The following is a 17,546-nucleotide window of genomic DNA, read 5'->3' on the forward strand; positions in this document are numbered from 1 at the left end:
GTCAGGGCACCGGCATCCGCGGTGCCGCCGGCGGCTCGACCATCAGCGGCGGGACCGCGCGCAGCATCAGACCGACCGCCAGCGCCGCACCGCCGATGACGAGGCAGAAGCCGGTAACGCCCGGCCAGCCGGCATGCGTCCACGCGAACCCGCCCGCGGAGCCCAGCACGCTCGACCCCATATAATAGAAGAACAGGTAGAACGCCGCCGCCTGGCCGCGCGCGCCACCACCCGCGACGCCCTGCGCGCGTCGCCCGACCCAGGCGCTCGCGATCGAATGCGCGCCGAAAAAGCCGATCGTCACCACCGCGATGCCGGCGATCACGAGCGCCAGCGGCTGCATCGCGGTCAGCGCGACGCCCGCGATCAGCACGACCACCGGCACCCAGAAGATCGTCCGCCGCCCCAGCCGGCCGGCAAGCGTCCCGAACTTGGCCGAACTGATCGACCCGAGCACATAGAGCAGGAACACCGCGCCAACCGCCGACTGGCTGAGCCCGTAGGGCGGCCCCATCAGCCGGAACCCCGCATAATTGTAGACGGTGACGAACACCCCCATCAGCAGGAACGCCTCGAGATAGAGCAATGGCATCGCCCGGTCGGCGAACAGCGCACGCGCATCGCGGACCAGCGCCGCCGGCCGCCCCGCGCTGGGGCGGAAGTTGCGTGACGGCGGGGCAAGCCGGCGAAACGCCTCGGCCATCGCCAGCCCCGCGACGCCGACCGCGGCGATCGCGAACCGCCAGCCGCCGAAATCCGCGACGAGGCTCGCGACCAGCCGTCCGCCCATCCCGCCGATCGCGCTGCCCGCGATATACAGCCCCATCGCGCCCCCGACCGACGCCGCGTCGACCTCCTCGGCGACATAGGCCATCGCCACCGCCGGCACTCCCGCGAGCGCCAGCCCGGTCAGGAACCGCAGCACGAGCAGTCCGCTCCACCCCGGCACCAGCGCGGTCGCGAGCGTCAGCGCACCCGCCGCGAACATCGCCGCGATCATCAGCGGTCGCCGCCCGAGCCGGTCGGACACCAGCCCTGCGAACAGGATTCCGATCGCGAGCGGCCCCGTCGCCAGCGAGACCGCGAGCGACGCCGCCTCCGCGCTCAGCGCGAACTGCGCGGCGAACGACGGCAGCAAGGGCTGCACCGAATAGAGCAGCGAGAAGGTCGAGAACCCCGCGAACAGCATCGCGAGCGTCAGTCGGCGATAGGCCGGCGTCCCCGCCGCGATCCCCGTCCCCGAAATGTCAGAATCCCCGCAGGAAGCTGTCGACATTGTGGCCGAGCGCATCGACCGCATAGCCGCCCTCCATCACGATCGCCGTCGGCCAGCCGCGCGCGGCAATATCGGTCGCCAGCACCGCATAATCGGGCGTGGTCAGCGCGAAGTGCGAGATCGGATCCCCCTCCCACGTATCCGCGCCGAAGCTGACGACGAGCAGCCCGGGATCGAACGCCGCGATCGCATCGAGCGCGGCCGTCTGCGCGGCGCGAAACGCGTCGATCTTGGTTCCGTGCGGCAAAGGCAGGTTGAGCGTGGTGCCGAGACCGTCGCCTGCGCCCGTTTCGTCCGCATGCCCCCAGAAGAAGGGATAGTCGGTCTTGGGATCGGCATGCACCGACGCGTAGAACACATCCCCGCGGTCGTAGAAGATGTCCTGCGTGCCGTTGCCGTGATGATAGTCGATGTCGAGGATCGCGACGCGCGCGACACCGGCATCACGCGCAGCCTGCGCTGCGATCGCCGCGGTGTTGAGATGGCAATAGCCGCCGCAATAATCCGCGCCCGCGTGATGACCGGGCGGCCGGCACAGCGCGAACGCTGCGGCGTCGCCCTCCAGTACCGCCTGAGTCGCGGCGAGCGCGGACTGTGCGCTGCCATAGGAGGCGGCCCAGCTGTCGGGGGTGATCGGCGTCGTCGCGTCGAAGCTGTGCGCCCCGATCAGCGCGTCGATCCGCGTCAGGTCGAGCGGCCGCCGCCCGCGGATCGGAAACGCATAGGGAATCGCATCCCCCGTCCGCCCTGCTTCGCGCCACAACCGCGCCGCGTCCTTCAAGAACGCGACATAGGCGGGCGAATGCACCGCGAGGATCGCCGCCTCGCCGCGATCCGCCGGCGTCTCGACCGGACCCAGCGCGGCCAGGATCGCATCGACGCGCGCGGGCATCTCCGCATAGGTCGTGAAGCCGCCATTGTGCAGCTCCTGCGTCGGCGCATGCGCGCGCTGCCGGTCGTCGAAGAACATGCGCATCGGGGTATAACCTTGTGAGCGGTGTCAGGCAGCAGGGCGGGCGAGCGCCTCCGCGATCAGCTTGCGCGAATTGTCGATCCCGTACAGCGCGATGAAACTGCCCATCCGCGGCCCCTGCTCGGACCCGAGCAACGTCTCGTACAGCGCCTTGAACCAGTCGCGCAGGTTTTCGAACCCGCCGGTCTTGCCGATCTCGTAGACGATGTTCTGGATGTCCTCCGCGCTCGCCTCTGCGGGCAGCGCGGCGAGTTCGGCGTCGAGTCGCTCCAGCGCCGCGACCTCATGCTCCACAGGTGCACGCCGCTTGAGCGTCGGCGCAACGAAATCGCGGCCGTACGCCAGCGCATGATCGATCAGCTTGTCGAGCTCGGGATAGCTCTCCGCCGACGCATCGGGGACATAGTTCGCGAGATACCCCCAGACCTGCGCCTTGCTCGCCTCGCCCATCACCCCGACGAGGTTGAGCAGCAGCCCGAACGTCACCGGCAGCTCGCCCTCGGGCAGCTTGCCGTCATGGATGTGATGCACGGGATTGCCGAGCTTCTGCTTCAGGTCTTGGGCTGCATAATTGCCGCGGAACTGCCAATATTCGTCCACCGCGCGCGGGATCACGCCCATGTGCAGCGACTTTGCCTTCTTCGGCTCGCGATACGCGTAGAACGCGAGGCTCTCCTGCGGGCCATAGGTCAGCCACTGGTCGAGGCTGAGGCCATTGCCCTTGGACTTCGAGATCTTCTCGCCATTCTCGTCGAGAAACATCTCGTAATTGAAGCCCTCGGGCGGGCGGCCGCCGAGTACGCGCGCGATCTTCGACGACTGCGTCACCGAATCGATCAGGTCCTTGCCCGCCATCTCGTAATCGACGCCGAGCGCGACCCAGCGCATCGCCCAGTCGACCTTCCATTGAAGCTTGGCCTTGCCGCCGAGCACCGACTGCTCGATCCGCTGCCCCTCATCCTCGAACGCGATCAGTCCGGCCTCGGCATCGATCACCTCGATCGGCACCTGCAGGACGATGCCGCTCGTCGGCGAGATCGGCAGCACCGGCGAATAGGTCGCGCGGCGTTCGGCGCGCAGCGTCGGCAGCATTACGTCCTGAATGCCCTGGAAATGCCGCAGCACGCCCTTCAGCGCCTCGTCGAAGCGGCCGCTGGTGTAATACTCCGTCGACGACGCGAATTCATAGTCGAAGCCGTAGCGGTCGAGGAATTCGCGCAAAATCGCGTTGTTGTGCGCGGCGAAGCTCGAATGCGTCCCGAACGGATCGGGGATCTGCGTCAGCGGCTTGCCGAGATGTTCGCGCAGCATGTCGCCATTGGGGACGTTGTCGGGCACCTTGCGCAGACCGTCCATGTCGTCCGAGAACGCGATCAGCCGCGTCGGTGTATCGCTCAGCGCGTGGAACGCGTTGCGCACCATCGTTGTGCGCAGCACCTCGTTGAACGTGCCGATATGCGGCAGGCCCGACGGGCCATAGCCGGTCTCGAACAGGATCGGCGCGCCCTGCTTGCCCTGCGGGTAGCGTTTGAGGAGTTTGCGTGCCTCCTCATACGGCCAGGCTTTGGATTCCAGGGCGGCGGTGCGGAGCTCGTCGGTCATCGCCGCGCCCTAGCGCGAAGGCGCAGGTCTGCAAAGTCCGCGACGCGGTTGCGCCGTTACGGCCGTGTGCGGCCTGTCCCCGTATTGGCGCCACCGCCGCCGCCCGTCCCCGGCGCGCCGACCGAGCCGATATTGCCGAACAGATCCTGGAAGAAGCCGCGCTGACGACCCAGCGTCGGCGTCGTCTTGCCATCGGGGCTGATCGAGGCGACCTGGTCGAGCCCGCCGCGACGGATCGCGGAGACGGTACCCTGCTGGTCGAAGCTGATCTGCAACGTGATCTGCGCGTTCGGGCGCGGGTTGCGGAAGGCGAGATTGCGGCTGTCGCGCGCCAGATAATACCAGTCGCCCTGGTCGAACTGGCCCGCAAGCGTCGGCTTGCCGAGCGTCTGGAGCACCGACTGGCGGTTGTCGACGCCGGGCTGGACCGAGTTGACGAGGTCGACGTCGACCACATAGCCCTGGTGCGAGCGAAGCTGGGTGCAACCCGCGCTCGTCAGGCCGGCGAGCGCGAGCGCCGCGACGCTGGCCGTGCGGCGTGTCAGGCGGAATGAAAGGACGCTCATATACTCTCCCGGGGCGGGGTCACACGTTACTGGCGGCAGCACGATTGCATCGGCCGCGGTTCGCCTCGATATGCGAGGTTGCGCGGGCAAACAAGCCGCAGTGCATTGGCGATGAGAAGGCGACACGGATTGGGGTGGTTCGGCAGACTATTGGGCGAGCGACAGGACGCGGCGTTGCCGTTGTACAACGCGGTCGTGCTCCGCGCGCGCGAGGAACACTGGTATGCCGAGGGGCAGGTCCCCGACACCGTCGATGGCCGCTTCGACATGATCGCCGCGGTGCTGTCGTTCGTCATGCTGCGGATGGAATCCGAGCCGTCGGGTGGTGACCCCGCCGCGCGGCTCGCGGAACGCTTCGTCGACGACATGGACGGGCAGCTGCGCGAGCTCGGGATCGGCGACATCATCGTCGGCAAGCATATCGGCAAGATGATGAGCATGCTCGGCGGCCGGCTCGGCGCGTATCGCGAGGGGCTGGCGACGGGCGACCTCGGTCCTGCGCTCGTGCGGAACCTCTATCGCGGCGATCCGCCTGCGCCCGCGGCGCTGGCGCATGTCCGCGATTCGCTGACCGCGCTGCATGGTGCGCTTGCCGGCGTACCCGTTTCGACCCTTCTGGCCGGAGAGCTGCCATGATCCCCGAATTCAGCCGTCCGGAACGTCTCGACACGATCGGCGAACGCGATCGCACGGTCGAGATCGCGGCAAGCGCGGAGGAGCGCGGCAAGCTTGCGGCCCGGTTCGACGTCGTCTCGGTCGAATCGCTCGAGGCGCGCTTCACGATACGGCGCGAGGCCGGCGGCTTCGTCGCGAAGGGGAACGTCACGGCCAGCGTGATCCAGGCCTGCTCGGTCACCGACGAGCCGCTCACCGCGACGCTCGACGAGCCCGTCGCGCTCCGCTTCGTCGCCGATTTCGGCGCCGCGGAGGGAGAAATCGAACTGTCGGACGATGCGCTCGATACCGTACCGATCGACGGCGGCGCGATCGATCTGGGCGAAGCCGCAGCGGAGACGCTCGCGCTCGCGCTCGATCCGTTTCCGCGCGGTCCCAACGCCGCCGCCGCGCTGCGCGCCGCCGGGGTGATCAGCGAAGACGAATATCAGCCGGTCAACGCGTTCTCGGGTCTGAAGGCCAAGCTGGAAGGCCGGGGCTGACATCTGCGGCGCGGCGTCCCAGTTCGCGTAGGGCCGGCCCGCATTGGGTCAGTCCGCGTCGGGCCCCAGCGTCGGATCCAGATCCCGCGGGCGTATGAAGCGCGTGAACCGGGCCGATCCGCTCACGAGATCTTCCCAGTCGTCGATCTCGATCGTCATCTCGGCAAGGCTCGCGGTCGGATATTTCGCCTCGACCGCATCGCGCAAGGGGTGGGTGACGTCGGGCACCATCATCAGCACCAGATCCTCGAGCCCCGGGTTGTGCCCGACGATCAGGACGCGGTCGATCTCGCGGGGCAGGTCGCGAACGACGTCGAGAATGGTGCCCGCCGACGCGAGGTACAGGCGCCGGTCCCATTCCGGGGCCAGAGTCTGGCCATAGCCCGTGACGATCTCGTCGAGCGTTTCGACCACGCGCACCGCAGGCGATGCGACGACATGGTCGAACGCGAGGCCAAGCGTGCGCATGTGCCGTCCGATCATCGCGGCGGCGCGCTTGCCCTTGGCATTGAGCGGGCGGTCGAAGTCGCGCGAAACCGGATCGTCCCATCCCGACTTGGCGTGGCGCAGCAGCGTCAGCGTCTTCATGGCTCGGGCGTCATGGCAGGGGTCCTCGGGCCGGTTCGCCCGCCTCATGCCTCAACGCAGGCCGCGAGGAAAGCCGTGCCGCGACTCGGGTCACCGCTTCGTCGAGCGTGACGCGTGTCACCGGAACGCCCGGCGGGAACGCGGTCAGCAGCCGCGACGGCATCGCCGCGGACAGCATCACGAACGCGCCCGAATCGTCTGCGCGCCGGATCAGTCGTCCGAACGCCTGTGCCAGCCGCGAACGGATCAGCCGGTCGTCATACACCGCGCCGCCCCCCGCCAGTCGTCGCGCGGCGTGCAGCACGGTCGGCTTCGGCCAGGGTACGCCCTCCATCACCACCAGCCGCAGCGACTCGCCCGGCACATCGACCCCGTCGCGCAGCGCATCGGTGCCGAGCAGCGACGCACCCGGATCGTCGCGGAAGATATCGACCAGCGTTCCTGTGTCGATCGGATCGACATGCTGCGCAAGCAGCGGCAGCCCCTCGCGCGCCAGCCGGTCGGCGATCCGCCCATGCACGCCGCGCAGCCGCCGGATCGCGGTGAACAGCCCGAGCGTCCCGCCGCGCGAGGCGACGATCAACCGCGCATAGGCATTCGCCAGCGCGCCGACGTCGCCGCGCTTGACGTCGGTGACGATCAGCACCTCGGCCTGCGCCGCATAGTCAAACGGGCTGACCGCCTCGAACCGGGCCGCGGGGCGCAGCAGGTGCGGTGCGCCGCTGCGCGACTCGGCGACCTGCCACCCTTCCTCGGCCGTGCCGCCGCCGGTAAGCGTCGCCGACGTCACCAGCGCGCCGTGGGCGGGCTTGAGCACGACCTCGGCAAATGGCCGCGTCGGGTCGAGCCAGCGGCGATGCAGCCCGATGTCGAACTCGCGGCCTTCGACGCGGTCGACCGCGAGCCAGTCGACGAAATCGGCATCCGCGGGCCCGCCGACGCGCGCGAGCAGCGAAAGCCACGCCGCGACCGTCTCGGCGCGCCAGCCGATCGATGCGATCGCGCCTTCGACGCGCGCGCGCGCCGGGCCGTCGAGCCAGTCGGGCGCTTCGCTCAGCACCGCCTCGAGCCGGCGGCCCAGCGTGACCAGCGGCCGCACCAGCGCGTCGAGCGCGGCCGCAGCGGGCGCGGCGGCGTCGATCAGCGTCGGATCGGGCTCGGCAAGTTCGGTCTCCAGCCCATAGCCAGCATCGCCGGGCTGTTCGGCGCGCGCATAGGTCAGCCCGCGCACCGCGGCGAGCAGCGCCTCGATCGGCCCGAACGGCGCCCCCTCGCCGATCCGCTGCAGCCAGCCCTCGCTCGCCAGCGCGCCGGCGGCGGCCACCGCCTCGCCGATCGCGCGATTGCCCGCCTCGTCATAGCTCGCCAGATCGGACAGCCGTGCCGCGAGTCCGCGCCGGCGTCCGCGGCTGTTCGCTTCGGGGCCGATGATCCACCGCCGGAGCTCGATCGTCTCGCCACCCGTCAGCGCGGTCGCGAACATCGAATCGGCGGCGTCGAAGATGTGATGCCCCTCGTCGAAGACATAGCGAGTCGGTCGCGTCGCGAGTTCGCGTCCACGCGCGGCGTTGACCATCACCAGCGCATGGTTGGCGATGACGATGTCGGCGTCGGTCGAGGCACGCGCGGCGCGTTCGATGAAGCATTTGCGGTAATGCGGACAGCCGGCATAGACGCACTCGCCGCGTCGGTCGGTGAGCGCGGTCGACCCGTTGCGGCGGAACAGCGTCGGCAGCCAGCCGGGCAGGTCGCCGCCGACCATGTCGCCATCCGCGCTATAGGCGGCCCAGCGCGCGACCAGCTGCGCGAGCACCGCGGCCCGCCCCGCGAACCCGCCCTGCAACGCATCCTCGAGGTTCAGCAGGCACAGATAATTCTCGCGTCCCTTGCGCGTGACCACCTTGGTCCGGCGGATCGCCGGATCGGGAAACAGCCGTTCGGTCTCGCGGCCAAGCTGACGTTGCAGTGCCTTGGTATAGGTCGAGATCCAGACCGCACCGCCCGCCTTTTCCGCCCAGATCGAGGCGGGCGCGAGATAGCCGAGCGTCTTGCCGATCCCGGTCCCCGCCTCCGCGAGCACCAGATTGGGCGAATCGCGCATCGCCCGCGGCGCGAACGCCGCCGTCGCTGCGGCAGCATAGGCGCGCTGTCCCGGCCGCTCCTCCGCACCGTGCCCGGTCAGGTCCGCGAGCCGCTCCTCGGCGTCGCCCGGTTCGATCGCGACCGTCCGCGGTGCCGGGCGCGGCGCCTTTTCCTCCCACTCGGGCAGTTTCGAGAACAGCCAGCGCTCGTTCGTCGCGGGTTTGGCAAGCCGCTCGGACACCACCGGCGCCCACGGCCAGCGCAGGCGATAGAGCGATTGCGCGGCGGTCCACGCCCCCTCGCGCTCGGGCCATGTCGCGCTGTCGGTCAGCGCGAGCATCGCCTCCGCCGCGCGCAACAGGAACGGTGCGACCGCGGCATCGTCGGTGGGCACGTCGAGCCCGGTGACGCGCGCGATCCCCTTGGGCGTCGGCACCGCGAACTGCGCCGGCCGGAGAAAGGCGTAGAGCTCGAGCAGGTCGAGCCCCGACAAATCGGCATAGCCCAGCCGCTGACCGATCAGCGCGGCATTGAGCATGATGACGGGCGTGTCGGCGGCAATCCGGATCGCTTCGCCGCGTCCGATCCCGCGCGTCTCGCCGCCCTGCGCGATCCAGATGCCGCCGTGGCTGGCGTGAAGGGCAGGGTAGGGAAGCACGCACCCGACCCTGCGCGAGACGGAACGAAATGGCAACCTCGCGCGCGTGAAAGCGCCCAGGCGGTGCGGCTATCCGGACGGCGCGGCGATTGACCCGTCACGGGAGCCGGTCGCCCGCGCTGTATTTAAGTTCGAGATACCGGCCCTGTACCGCGATCTCGTCGAGCGGCGCGCGGCCGAGTTGCTCGCCGGCCCGCGCGAGTTCGGTATCGAGCAGCCGCAGCCCGTTGACCAGATGGTCCTCGGGCGTCCGCCCATCCGCATGGGAAATCCGCCGCGCCGAGACGGGGATATTGCGCCAGCCGTCGACGAGGTCGGGAAGCTCGACCGCGATCAGTTTGCGGACCGACGCCGCGGCCGGGCTGCGCGGATCGAGCCGCGCGAGGTGCGGTGTCAGGGCGTCGAGCCGTTGGCCCATGCTCTCGGTGATCCGGAGCGCCGGCAAGGGCAAGCCGCGACGTTGCGCCGCGATCCAGATCACGGCTTCCTCGCACAGGGTGGACAGCGGCGCCTCGACCAGCGCTTCGCGACCCGGCGCACGGGGCGGCGCGCGCCGGATGATCACGAGCGTCAGGAACAGCATCAACGCCGACACGACGGCGAGCGCGACCCCGGGCGCCGTGACCGCGGCGAGCGCTGCCCAGGCCAGCAGCGAAGCGATCGCCGCGATGGCCAGGCGGATCAGTACGCGTCGCTGTCGCCGCGCCTTCGCCTCGCGCTCACGCCGCGCCTGCTCGCGGCCCTCGGGCGACAGGCGGCGAAGCAGCTCCTCGGCATGCGACAGCCCGACGTCGGCGAACCCCGACGCGACCGTGCGCGCGCGGTGGATCATCGGTTTGGCCGGACCCGGATCATCGTTCATGGCGATACGATGACGCGCTTCCTCGGTCGGGTCCAGCGCTGTTGGGGGAGTCCTGACCGGCCGACCCCGGACGCGGGATTGGCGGCTTCGTCGCGCGATCAGGTGTCGGTCTGTGACCGGGCGAATGTCGGCCCGATCTTGTGACTTTATGCGGAGCACCCATAAATATTCGTCCAATCATCCGATTCGGACCAACATAAATCCGAGCTGGCGGTAAATTGCGATAGGTACCGGCCGGGGGAATGCCATGGTCGAACACCTATGGATTGTCGATATCATCGCGCGGGAGGCATTCCTGTTTGCGGGTGTCGGCCTTCTCATTGGTGGACTAGACGATCTGCTGGTCGATCTTGTCTTCATCGGTCGATCGATATGGTGTCGTCGGACCGTCCGTCCGTGTCTGCGCGATCTTCCCGCACCCTTGGTCCGCGCGCCGCTCGCGATATTCGTGCCCGCGTGGGACGAGGTGGCGGTCATCGGGGCGATGCTCGCGACCGCGGTCGCGCGATTCGAGCACGAAGATTACCGGATCTATGTCGGTGCCTATCCGAATGACCGCGCGACGATCGATGCGGCTGCAGCAGCGGCGGCGTGCGATCCGCGGATCACGGTGGTGATCGGGGACCATGACGGGCCGACGACCAAGGCGGATTGCCTCAACACGCTCTGGCACGCGTTGCGCCGCAGCGATGCCGAGGCGGGGCGGCGGACCAAGGCGATCGTGCTGCACGATGCAGAGGACGTCGTGCATCCGCTCGAACTGCGCGTGTTCGATTCGCTGATCGATCGGTACGCCGTCGTGCAACTGCCGATCCTGCCGCTCGTCAAACGGGGCGCGCGGCTCGTCTCGGGGCATTATGCGGACGAATTCGCAGAGGCGCACATGAAGCAGCTCGTCGTGCGCACCGCGGTCGGGGCGGCGATGCCGCTCGCGGGGACCGGGTGCGCGATCTCGACCGCGGTGCTCGAAACCGTGGCGCATGCGCGCGGCGGCGATCCGTTCGACGCCACCAGCCTGACCGAAGACTATGAACTCGGGCTGCGAATCGCCGAGCTCGGCGGTCGCGGTCGTCTTGCGTGGATCGGCGACGGGACCAGCGACGGGATCGGCGGTCAGATCACCGTCCGTGCATTCTTCCCGTCGACGCTCGACACGGCGATGCGGCAGAAGGCGCGCTGGATGACGGGGATCGCGCTGGCGGGATGGGACCGCACCGGCTGGGCGCGACCGCTGGCCTTTACCGATCACTGGATGCGGATGCGCGACCGGCGTGCGCCCTTCGGCATACTGGTGCTCGCGACGGCGTATTTTGCGCTGCTGGCCTGGGGGCTTGCACTGCTGCTGCACTGGCAAATGCCCGAGGCGCGCAGCGCAATCCAGACGCCCGCCTCATGGCTGCTGATCGTCAACACCGCATTGCTCGTCTGGCGGCTGGGCGGACGGATGTTCTTCACCGCGCGCGGCTATGGTCTGCGCGAGGCGTGCTGGTCGATACCCCGCTTCGTCGTGGGCAATTATATCGGGCTGATCGCCGCGCCGCGCGCGCTGATCCGGTACGTCGCCATCCTTCGCGGCGCGCCTCCGATATGGGACAAGACGCGGCATGAGTTCCCCGATCCCGGGTCGCTTGCCCGCGCATGAAGGGCGGACGCCCGTTCCGGTTCCTCGTCGTCGCACTCGGAACATGGGCGGGGATACGCGCTGCGATCCTGCTCCCCGGCATCGCGCCCGGCCCCGCCATCGTCCGCCTTTTCACCCCGCAGCCCGCCAGCGCAGTCCCGCGATCGGCGCGCGATGACGGACCGGCCGGACAGCCGGCGCGCCGCGCGTCTGCGGTCTCGATCCTGCGCAACGGTGGTCTGCACCGGGAGTTTCGGCCCGAGCAGCCGCGAGTCGTGATCGAGCGTCGTCCCGCTGTCGCCGCTGCGACCCCGCCCTTATCCGGCGCGGCTCGACCGGCTCCCGTGCAGACGGATCCGATGCTGCGCGTGTTTCCCGCGGTGCGGCCCGTTTCGCCCGGGCGAAGCCGGGTCGGTGCGAGCGCATGGCTGCTCGCGAGAGGCGGTCCTGCCGGGACGCTGTCGGGCGGTCAGCTCGGCGCGTCGCAAGCCGGTGTGCGAATTACCTACGCGCTGGGCGAGGCGCGCAAGGTCTCGCTCGCCGCGCGTCTCGCCGCGCCACTTGAAGGGCGTGGACGCGAAGCGGCGGTCGGGCTGGAATGGCAACCGACGCGCTTGCCCGTCCGGTTCGTCGCCGAACAGCGGTTCGTGCTCGATGGCGGTCGTGGCGGCCCGACGCTCGGGGTGATCGCGGGCTATGGGCCGGGCGAGATCGCGCCCGGCGTCCGTCTCGAAGCCTATGGCCAGGCCGGCGCGATCGCGCGCGCCGGGATCGAGGCGTATGCCGATGCGGCGGCACGCCTCACGCACCCGGTGCTGCAGCGTCGCGGCATCGCGCTCGACGGCGGTCTGGGTGTCTGGTGCAGTGCGCAGCGCGATGCCGAGCGACTCGATGTCGGCCCGACGCTGGGTGTCGCAGTCCCGCTCGGCGGGCGACCAATCCGCGTGGCCCTCGACTGGCGTGCGCGGATCGGCGGCCGTGCGCGCCCGGGCTCGGGGCCCGCCCTGTCGATCGGCAGCGATTTCTGAGCAGAACCGCAGGAGCAACGGGTGGTCCCTGCGCGCGCTTTGCGTATAAACCCGTCCGGTGGACCTGTATCTTCCCATCGCGAACCTGTCGGTCAACGCGCTTGTCATCATCCTGCTTGGCGGCGGCGTCGGGTTGCTCTCGGGAATGTTCGGCGTCGGCGGCGGCTTCCTGACGACGCCGCTGCTGATCGTCTACGGCATTCCGCCGACCGTCGCCGCCGCGTCGTCCGCGAGCCAGGTCACCGGGGCCAGCGTCTCGGGCGTCTTCGCGCATTTCCGTCGCAACGGGGTCGATACGAAGATGGGCGGCGTCCTGGTCGCGGGCGGTATCCTCGGCGCGTTCTTCGGCGCATGGCTGTTCCGGCTGCTTCAGCAAAGCGGGCAGATCGATACCGTGATCGCGATCGTCTATGTGCTGATGCTCGGGTCGATCGGCGGCATGATGGCGCGCGAATCGATCAGCACGATCGGGCGCGCGCGGACCGGTCGCCCGGCCAAGCCGCGCAAGCGACGCCATCATCCGCTCGTGGCCGCGCTGCCGCTGCGGACGCGCTTCTATGCCTCTGGGCTGTATATCTCGCCGCTCGCGCCGTTGCTGCTCGGTTTCTTCACCGGGGTGCTGACGATCCTGCTTGGTATCGGCGGCGGGTTCATCCTCGTGCCCGCGATGATCTACCTGCTCGGCATGGCGACCTCGGTGGTGGTCGGCACGTCGCTGTTCCAGACGCTGTTCGTCACCGCGGTGGCGACGATGGTCCACGCGACCACGACCAAGGCCGTCGACATCGTCCTTGCCGGGCTGCTGCTGATCGGTTCGGTCGTCGGCGCGCAGATCGGCGCGCGGTTCGCGACCAAGTTCCGTCCCGAATATCTGCGGCTTGGCCTCGCGGTGATGGTCTTGCTGGTCGGTGCGCGGATCCTGCTCGGGCTGGTGTGGCGGCCGGAGGAAATCTTCTCGGTGGCGCTTTCGTGAAACGCGTGTGGCTGACCCTGGTCGCGCCACTCATGATGGCGCAGGCCAAACCCGTGCTCGTCCCCGACGTGTCGCAGCGCAATATCGAGATCGCCTACAGCTTCACTGGTGCCGAGCTGCTGCTGTTCGGCGCGATCCTCTATCCCGGTGGCCGGCTGCCGAGCGGCGAAAGCCCGACCGACATCGTCGTCGTCGTGAAGGGGCCGACGCAGTCGGTCGTGATGCGCGAGAAGGAGAAGGTTGCCGGGATCTGGGTCAATGCGTCGCGCCTGCGCTATCGGTCGGCGCCCAGCTTCTATGCGATCGCCTCGTCGAGGCCGGTCGCACGGCTGGTCGACGATCGCACGCGCGCGATCTACGAACTCGGTCTCGACAGCCTGCAATTGTCGCCCGCATCGAGCGCACCATCGGACACGCAGGACCGGTTCCAGCGCGGGCTGGTCGATCTCAAGCGCCGCGCCGGGCTGTATTACGAGGCGCCGCGCGCGGTCGAGATCACCGACGACGTCCTCTATCGGGCGCGAGTCAGCATCCCTGCACGCGTGCCCGTCGGGCGCTTCACCGCGGAGACCTTCCTGATCCGCGACGGCCGCGTGCTCGCCGCCGCGGTGCGCGACATCGACATCCGCAAATCCGGGTTCGAACGCTTCGTCGCGCGCGCCGCGGACCGGTCGTCGATCCTCTACGGCCTTGCCGCGGTCTTCCTCTCGATCTTCCTCGGCTGGGCCGCGGGCTGGATCGCCCGCCGGATCTGATCGCCCCCGGATCGGGTCATAGGTGCCTCGCGAGTCACGGTATCTTTACGCTCCTGCCCGCATGGTCGCCGCCGAATGAGGCGAAGCCCAGCGGCGAGAATGGACTGTTGATGATCGAAATGCCCGGATCCGAGCTGTTCCAGCGCGCCATCGCGGCGGCGACCCTGGCGGATGCTCCCCCGACCGTGCCGCCGGCCGGCGGCGCGGCGAGCGCGATCGGCGTGGTCTTCGCGATCGCCGGATCGAGCAGCCGGATCCTGCTCGACCGGTCGGCGATCGCCACGCTCGAGGATCGCGCGGATCCGATCCTCGCCGCCGCCGGACAGGTCGGCAGCCAGGTCAAGATGCGCGTCGGCAGCGTCTGGCTCGTCGCCAATGTCCGCTCGCTCAGGCTGGAGGACGATACGGGCACCTGCGTCGCGGCCGAGATCGACTTTCTCGGCGAGGGCGACGAGAGCGCGCTGACCGGAACGCTGCACGGCTTCAGACGCGGCGTGACGCGCTATCCGATGCCTGGCTGCGAGGTCCATCCGATCACCACGGCGGATCTGCAGACCATCTATGCCGCCGACGACCGCGCCAATATCGACATCGGTACCGTCTACCCGACCGCCGACGTCCGCGCCGCGCTGTATGTCGACGCGATGCTCGGCAAGCATTTCGCACTGGTCGGCGCGACGGGTACGGGCAAGTCGACGGCCGCCGCGCTGATCCTCCACCGGATCTGCGACCTCGCGCCGCAGGGGCATGTCGTGATGATCGACCCCCATGGCGAATATGCCTCGGCATTCCGTACCAACGGCGCGATCCACGACGTCACCAATCTCCAGATGCCCTATTGGCTGATGAACTTCGAAGAGCATTGCGAGGTCTTTCTGACCAGCAGCGGCGCCGATCGTCAGTTCGATGCCGACATCCTCGCCAAATGCCTCCTGATGGCCAAGGCGAAGAGCCGGCTTGCGCAGGAGATCGCCAAGCTCACCGTCGACGCGCCGATCCCGTATCTGCTCAGCGACCTGACGAACATCATCGGGCTTGAAATGGGCAAGATGGACCGTGCCGGCGATACGGCACCCTATCTCCGGCTCAAGACGAAGATCGACGAGATCAAGGCGGATCCGCGCTACGGTTTCATGTTTTCGGGGATGCTCGTCGCGGACACGATGGCGAGCTTCCTCGCGCGGATCTTCCGCTTGCCGGGCGACGGCAAGCCGATCTCGATCATCGACGTGTCCGGCGTTCCGTCGGACATCACCTCGGTGGTGGTCGCGGTGCTCGCGCGGATGACGTTCGACTTCGCGATCTGGTCGCGCAACGAACCGCAGCGCCCCATCCTGCTCGTCTGCGAGGAGGCGCATCGCTACATTCCTGCGGGTCGGGACAGCAAGAGTGCGGTCGGGCGTATCTTCGGCCGGATCGCCAAGGAAGGCCGCAAATACGGCGTGTCGCTGGGGCTTATCACGCAGCGTCCGTCGGATCTGGCGGAGGGCGTGCTGTCGCAGTGCGGCACGATCATCGCGATGCGTCTCAACAACGATCGCGATCAGGCGTTCGTCCGCGCGGCGATGCCCGAAGGCGCGCGCGGCTTCCTCGATTCGATCCCCGCGCTCCGCAACCGCGAAGGCATCATCTGCGGCGAAGGCGTGACCGTCCCGATCCGCGTCGCGTTCGCCGATCTCGAGGAGGCCCGTCGCCCGGCATCGGGCGATCCGCTGTTCTCCGAGCTCTGGCGCGATGTCGGTGGCGAGGATCACATCCTCGAACGGACGATCCGCAAATGGCGGGCGCAGGGCAAATAGGGGCGGTGCGGTCGTCGGGCGCGGCGCGGCGCGGGGGCCGCGTCGCTACCCGCCGACGCGGACCGCCAGCAGTTGCGCGACCCGCGCCTTGAACGCACGCAGCGCCGATCCCGACAGCGTTGCGGCACTGGCAAACGACATCGCGCGCGGATTGACCGCCGCGCCGTTCTTCCACACTTCCCAGTGAAGATGCGGTCCGGTCGAGATCCCGGTTGAGCCGACATAGCCGATGACCTGCCCCTGCCGCACGCGCGTTCCCGACGACACCGCGATCCGGCTCATATGGCCATAGCCGCTCGCCATCCCGCCGCCGTGCGCGAGCTTGACGAAATTGCCATAGCCGCCGGTTCGGCCCGCGAACGCGACCACGCCGTCGCTCATCGCATGGATCGGCGCGCCGTAAGGTGCGCCGATGTCGAGCCCCTTGTGCATGCGCATGAACCCCAGCAGCGGGTGCATGCGCAGTCCGAAGCTCGACGTGATCCGTCCCGATACCGGCATTCCCGATACTGCGCGCCGTTCGGTCTGCCCGTTGGCATCGAACCAGCCGCCCCGGCCTTCGGAATCCTCATCGCTACGGTCGTCGCCGCTCGTCGTCGATCCGAACCGGACCAGCTGCAGCTTGCGGCGGCCCTGGTCGATTCCAGCGAACAGCAGGTCGCCGATCCGCGTTTCGCCGGTCGCGGCACGTTCACGCGCGACGATCAGGTCGAAACCGTCCGCCGCGGTCACGTCGCGGCCGATCGAGAGACGCGTCGCAACCGCCTTGATATAAGCCTCGACGACCTTGGCAGGCGCCCCCGCGGCGCGCGCCGACCGATACAGGCTCGATCCGACCAGTCCCTGGATCCGCAGCGGCGTCCGGTCGACCGCGATCGGCTTGCGCGTCATCGCCAGCCTATTGCCGACGCGGTTCAGCGACAGCGCGAGATCGAACCGCGCACGTACCTGGAGCGTGTCGAGAGGGCGCGCGACGCGGCGATCTGCGCGGCGACCCAGCGTCAGCGCGATCCGTGTGCCCGGTGCGATATCGCGCAGGTCGACGGTCTGCGCGACGAGCGCCGCGACGTCTTCGGCATCGCGGCGGCTGACCCCGGCGCGGATCAGGACGCGGTCGAACGCGTCGCCCTGGCCAAGCGTCGCGGACAGCTCGATGCTCGGACGCTCGGGCGCCTGCGCCAGCGGCGCGACGAGGTCGTTCGCCGCCATCCGCCGTCCGGTCGACGCACCCTGACCGAGCGGTGCGATCCCCAGCGCGCGGGCCTCGTCGCGCTCGGCGCCGGCGAGCGGTGCGGGGACGTTGCCCGTCAGTGGCGTGAATCCCGGGGCGAGCATGATGGTCGCGGCACACAAGGCGGTGCAGGTCGCAAGCCCGCGCCACCAGCTGCGGCTGCCGATCGCGACGCCCAGATCGGGGACCCAGTCGAGATGCGTGACGGCGTCACGCGCCTGCCCGAAGATCGCCGTGCCGAACGTTGCCGCGTCTGCGGCGGCGTCATGCCGGGGAAGGACGCGAGACGCAGGCGCGCGACCGAAACCGCGGCTGGCGCTGTGGCCCGGGCCGCCGGCGAGCTCCAAGTCCTGGTCCGTTCCTAGATACACGGCG

General features: G+C 69.1%; 15 protein-coding genes. 7 read left to right on the plus strand and 8 right to left on the minus strand.

Going from position 1 to position 17,546, the window contains the following annotated elements:
- Position 1: 1 nt before the first annotated feature.
- From ASE72_RS07475 to ASE72_RS07490, 4 genes are read right to left on the minus strand one after another with little or no spacing between them, the layout of a single operon-like run.
- Positions 2-1,276 (minus strand): MFS transporter, encoded by a 1,275-nt coding sequence (locus tag ASE72_RS07475; RefSeq protein ID WP_056018399.1) that lies wholly within the window; start codon positions 1,274-1,276, stop codon positions 2-4.
- Complete coding sequence (locus ASE72_RS07480; protein ID WP_056018402.1) at positions 1,248-2,252, minus strand: histone deacetylase family protein; 1,005 nt, start codon at positions 2,250-2,252, stop codon at positions 1,248-1,250. Before ASE72_RS07480 ends, ASE72_RS07475 begins: the two co-directional genes overlap by 29 nt.
- A gap of 24 nt (positions 2,253-2,276) precedes the next feature.
- The gene (locus ASE72_RS07485; protein ID WP_056018405.1) at positions 2,277-3,851 is read right to left on the minus strand and encodes a lysine--tRNA ligase; all 1,575 of its coding nucleotides are present in this window, start codon (positions 3,849-3,851) and stop codon (positions 2,277-2,279) included.
- Between the two features lie 56 nt (positions 3,852-3,907).
- On the minus strand, positions 3,908-4,417 hold the full coding sequence (locus ASE72_RS07490) for an outer membrane protein assembly factor BamE (protein ID WP_056018407.1): 510 nt from the start codon (positions 4,415-4,417) through the stop codon (positions 3,908-3,910).
- Between the two features lie 111 nt (positions 4,418-4,528).
- Between ASE72_RS07490 and ASE72_RS07495 the strand changes: the two genes are divergently transcribed.
- A complete protein-coding gene (locus ASE72_RS07495; RefSeq protein WP_056018410.1) occupies positions 4,529-5,053 on the plus strand; it encodes a ubiquinol-cytochrome C chaperone family protein in 525 nt (174 codons plus the stop codon).
- Entirely contained in the window at positions 5,050-5,574 is a 525-nt protein-coding gene (locus ASE72_RS07500; RefSeq protein WP_056018413.1) for a YceD family protein, read from the plus strand. The genes ASE72_RS07495 and ASE72_RS07500 overlap by 4 nt, the downstream gene beginning before the upstream one ends.
- A gap of 48 nt (positions 5,575-5,622) precedes the next feature.
- On the opposite strand, the gene ASE72_RS07505 is transcribed toward ASE72_RS07500, so the two are convergent.
- The 3 genes from ASE72_RS07505 to ASE72_RS07515 all read right to left on the minus strand — a co-directional run bounded on the left by ASE72_RS07505 (position 5,623) and on the right by ASE72_RS07515 (position 9,764).
- Positions 5,623-6,162 (minus strand): SixA phosphatase family protein, encoded by a 540-nt coding sequence (locus ASE72_RS07505; protein WP_056018416.1) that lies wholly within the window; start codon positions 6,160-6,162, stop codon positions 5,623-5,625.
- Between the two features lie 10 nt (positions 6,163-6,172).
- Complete coding sequence (locus ASE72_RS07510; protein ID WP_056018419.1) at positions 6,173-8,902, minus strand: ATP-dependent DNA helicase; 2,730 nt, start codon at positions 8,900-8,902, stop codon at positions 6,173-6,175.
- A 97-nt stretch (positions 8,903-8,999) separates the two neighbouring features.
- Complete coding sequence (locus ASE72_RS07515) at positions 9,000-9,764, minus strand: hypothetical protein (protein WP_056018421.1); 765 nt, start codon at positions 9,762-9,764, stop codon at positions 9,000-9,002.
- A gap of 247 nt (positions 9,765-10,011) precedes the next feature.
- Here ASE72_RS07515 and ASE72_RS07520 point away from each other — a divergent pair, with 247 nt between their 5' ends.
- The 5 genes from ASE72_RS07520 (at position 10,012) to ASE72_RS07540 (ending at position 15,940) form a co-directional block, all read left to right on the plus strand.
- Positions 10,012-11,406: a glycosyl transferase family protein gene (locus tag ASE72_RS07520; protein ID WP_082445832.1), complete on the plus strand. Its 1,395-nt coding sequence runs from the start codon at positions 10,012-10,014 to the stop codon at positions 11,404-11,406.
- Entirely contained in the window at positions 11,403-12,413 is a 1,011-nt protein-coding gene (locus ASE72_RS07525) for a hypothetical protein (RefSeq protein WP_235532269.1), read from the plus strand. Before ASE72_RS07520 ends, ASE72_RS07525 begins: the two co-directional genes overlap by 4 nt.
- Before the next feature lie 58 nt (positions 12,414-12,471).
- On the plus strand, positions 12,472-13,386 hold the full coding sequence (locus ASE72_RS07530) for a sulfite exporter TauE/SafE family protein (RefSeq protein ID WP_056018425.1): 915 nt from the start codon (positions 12,472-12,474) through the stop codon (positions 13,384-13,386).
- A gap of 35 nt (positions 13,387-13,421) precedes the next feature.
- On the plus strand, positions 13,422-14,141 hold the full coding sequence (locus ASE72_RS07535) for a TIGR02186 family protein (protein WP_200916208.1): 720 nt from the start codon (positions 13,422-13,424) through the stop codon (positions 14,139-14,141).
- A gap of 110 nt (positions 14,142-14,251) precedes the next feature.
- Entirely contained in the window at positions 14,252-15,940 is a 1,689-nt protein-coding gene (locus ASE72_RS07540) for an ATP-binding protein (RefSeq protein WP_056018430.1), read from the plus strand.
- Positions 15,941-15,985: 45 nt separating this feature from the next.
- On the opposite strand, the gene ASE72_RS07545 is transcribed toward ASE72_RS07540, so the two are convergent.
- On the minus strand, positions 15,986-17,518 hold the full coding sequence (locus tag ASE72_RS07545; RefSeq protein ID WP_443024729.1) for a M23 family metallopeptidase: 1,533 nt from the start codon (positions 17,516-17,518) through the stop codon (positions 15,986-15,988).
- Positions 17,519-17,546 lie beyond the last annotated feature (28 nt).

It is taken from the genome of Sphingomonas sp. Leaf20 (assembly GCF_001421535.1).
In the GTDB taxonomy this organism is placed as follows: Bacteria; Pseudomonadota; Alphaproteobacteria; order Sphingomonadales; family Sphingomonadaceae; genus Sphingomonas.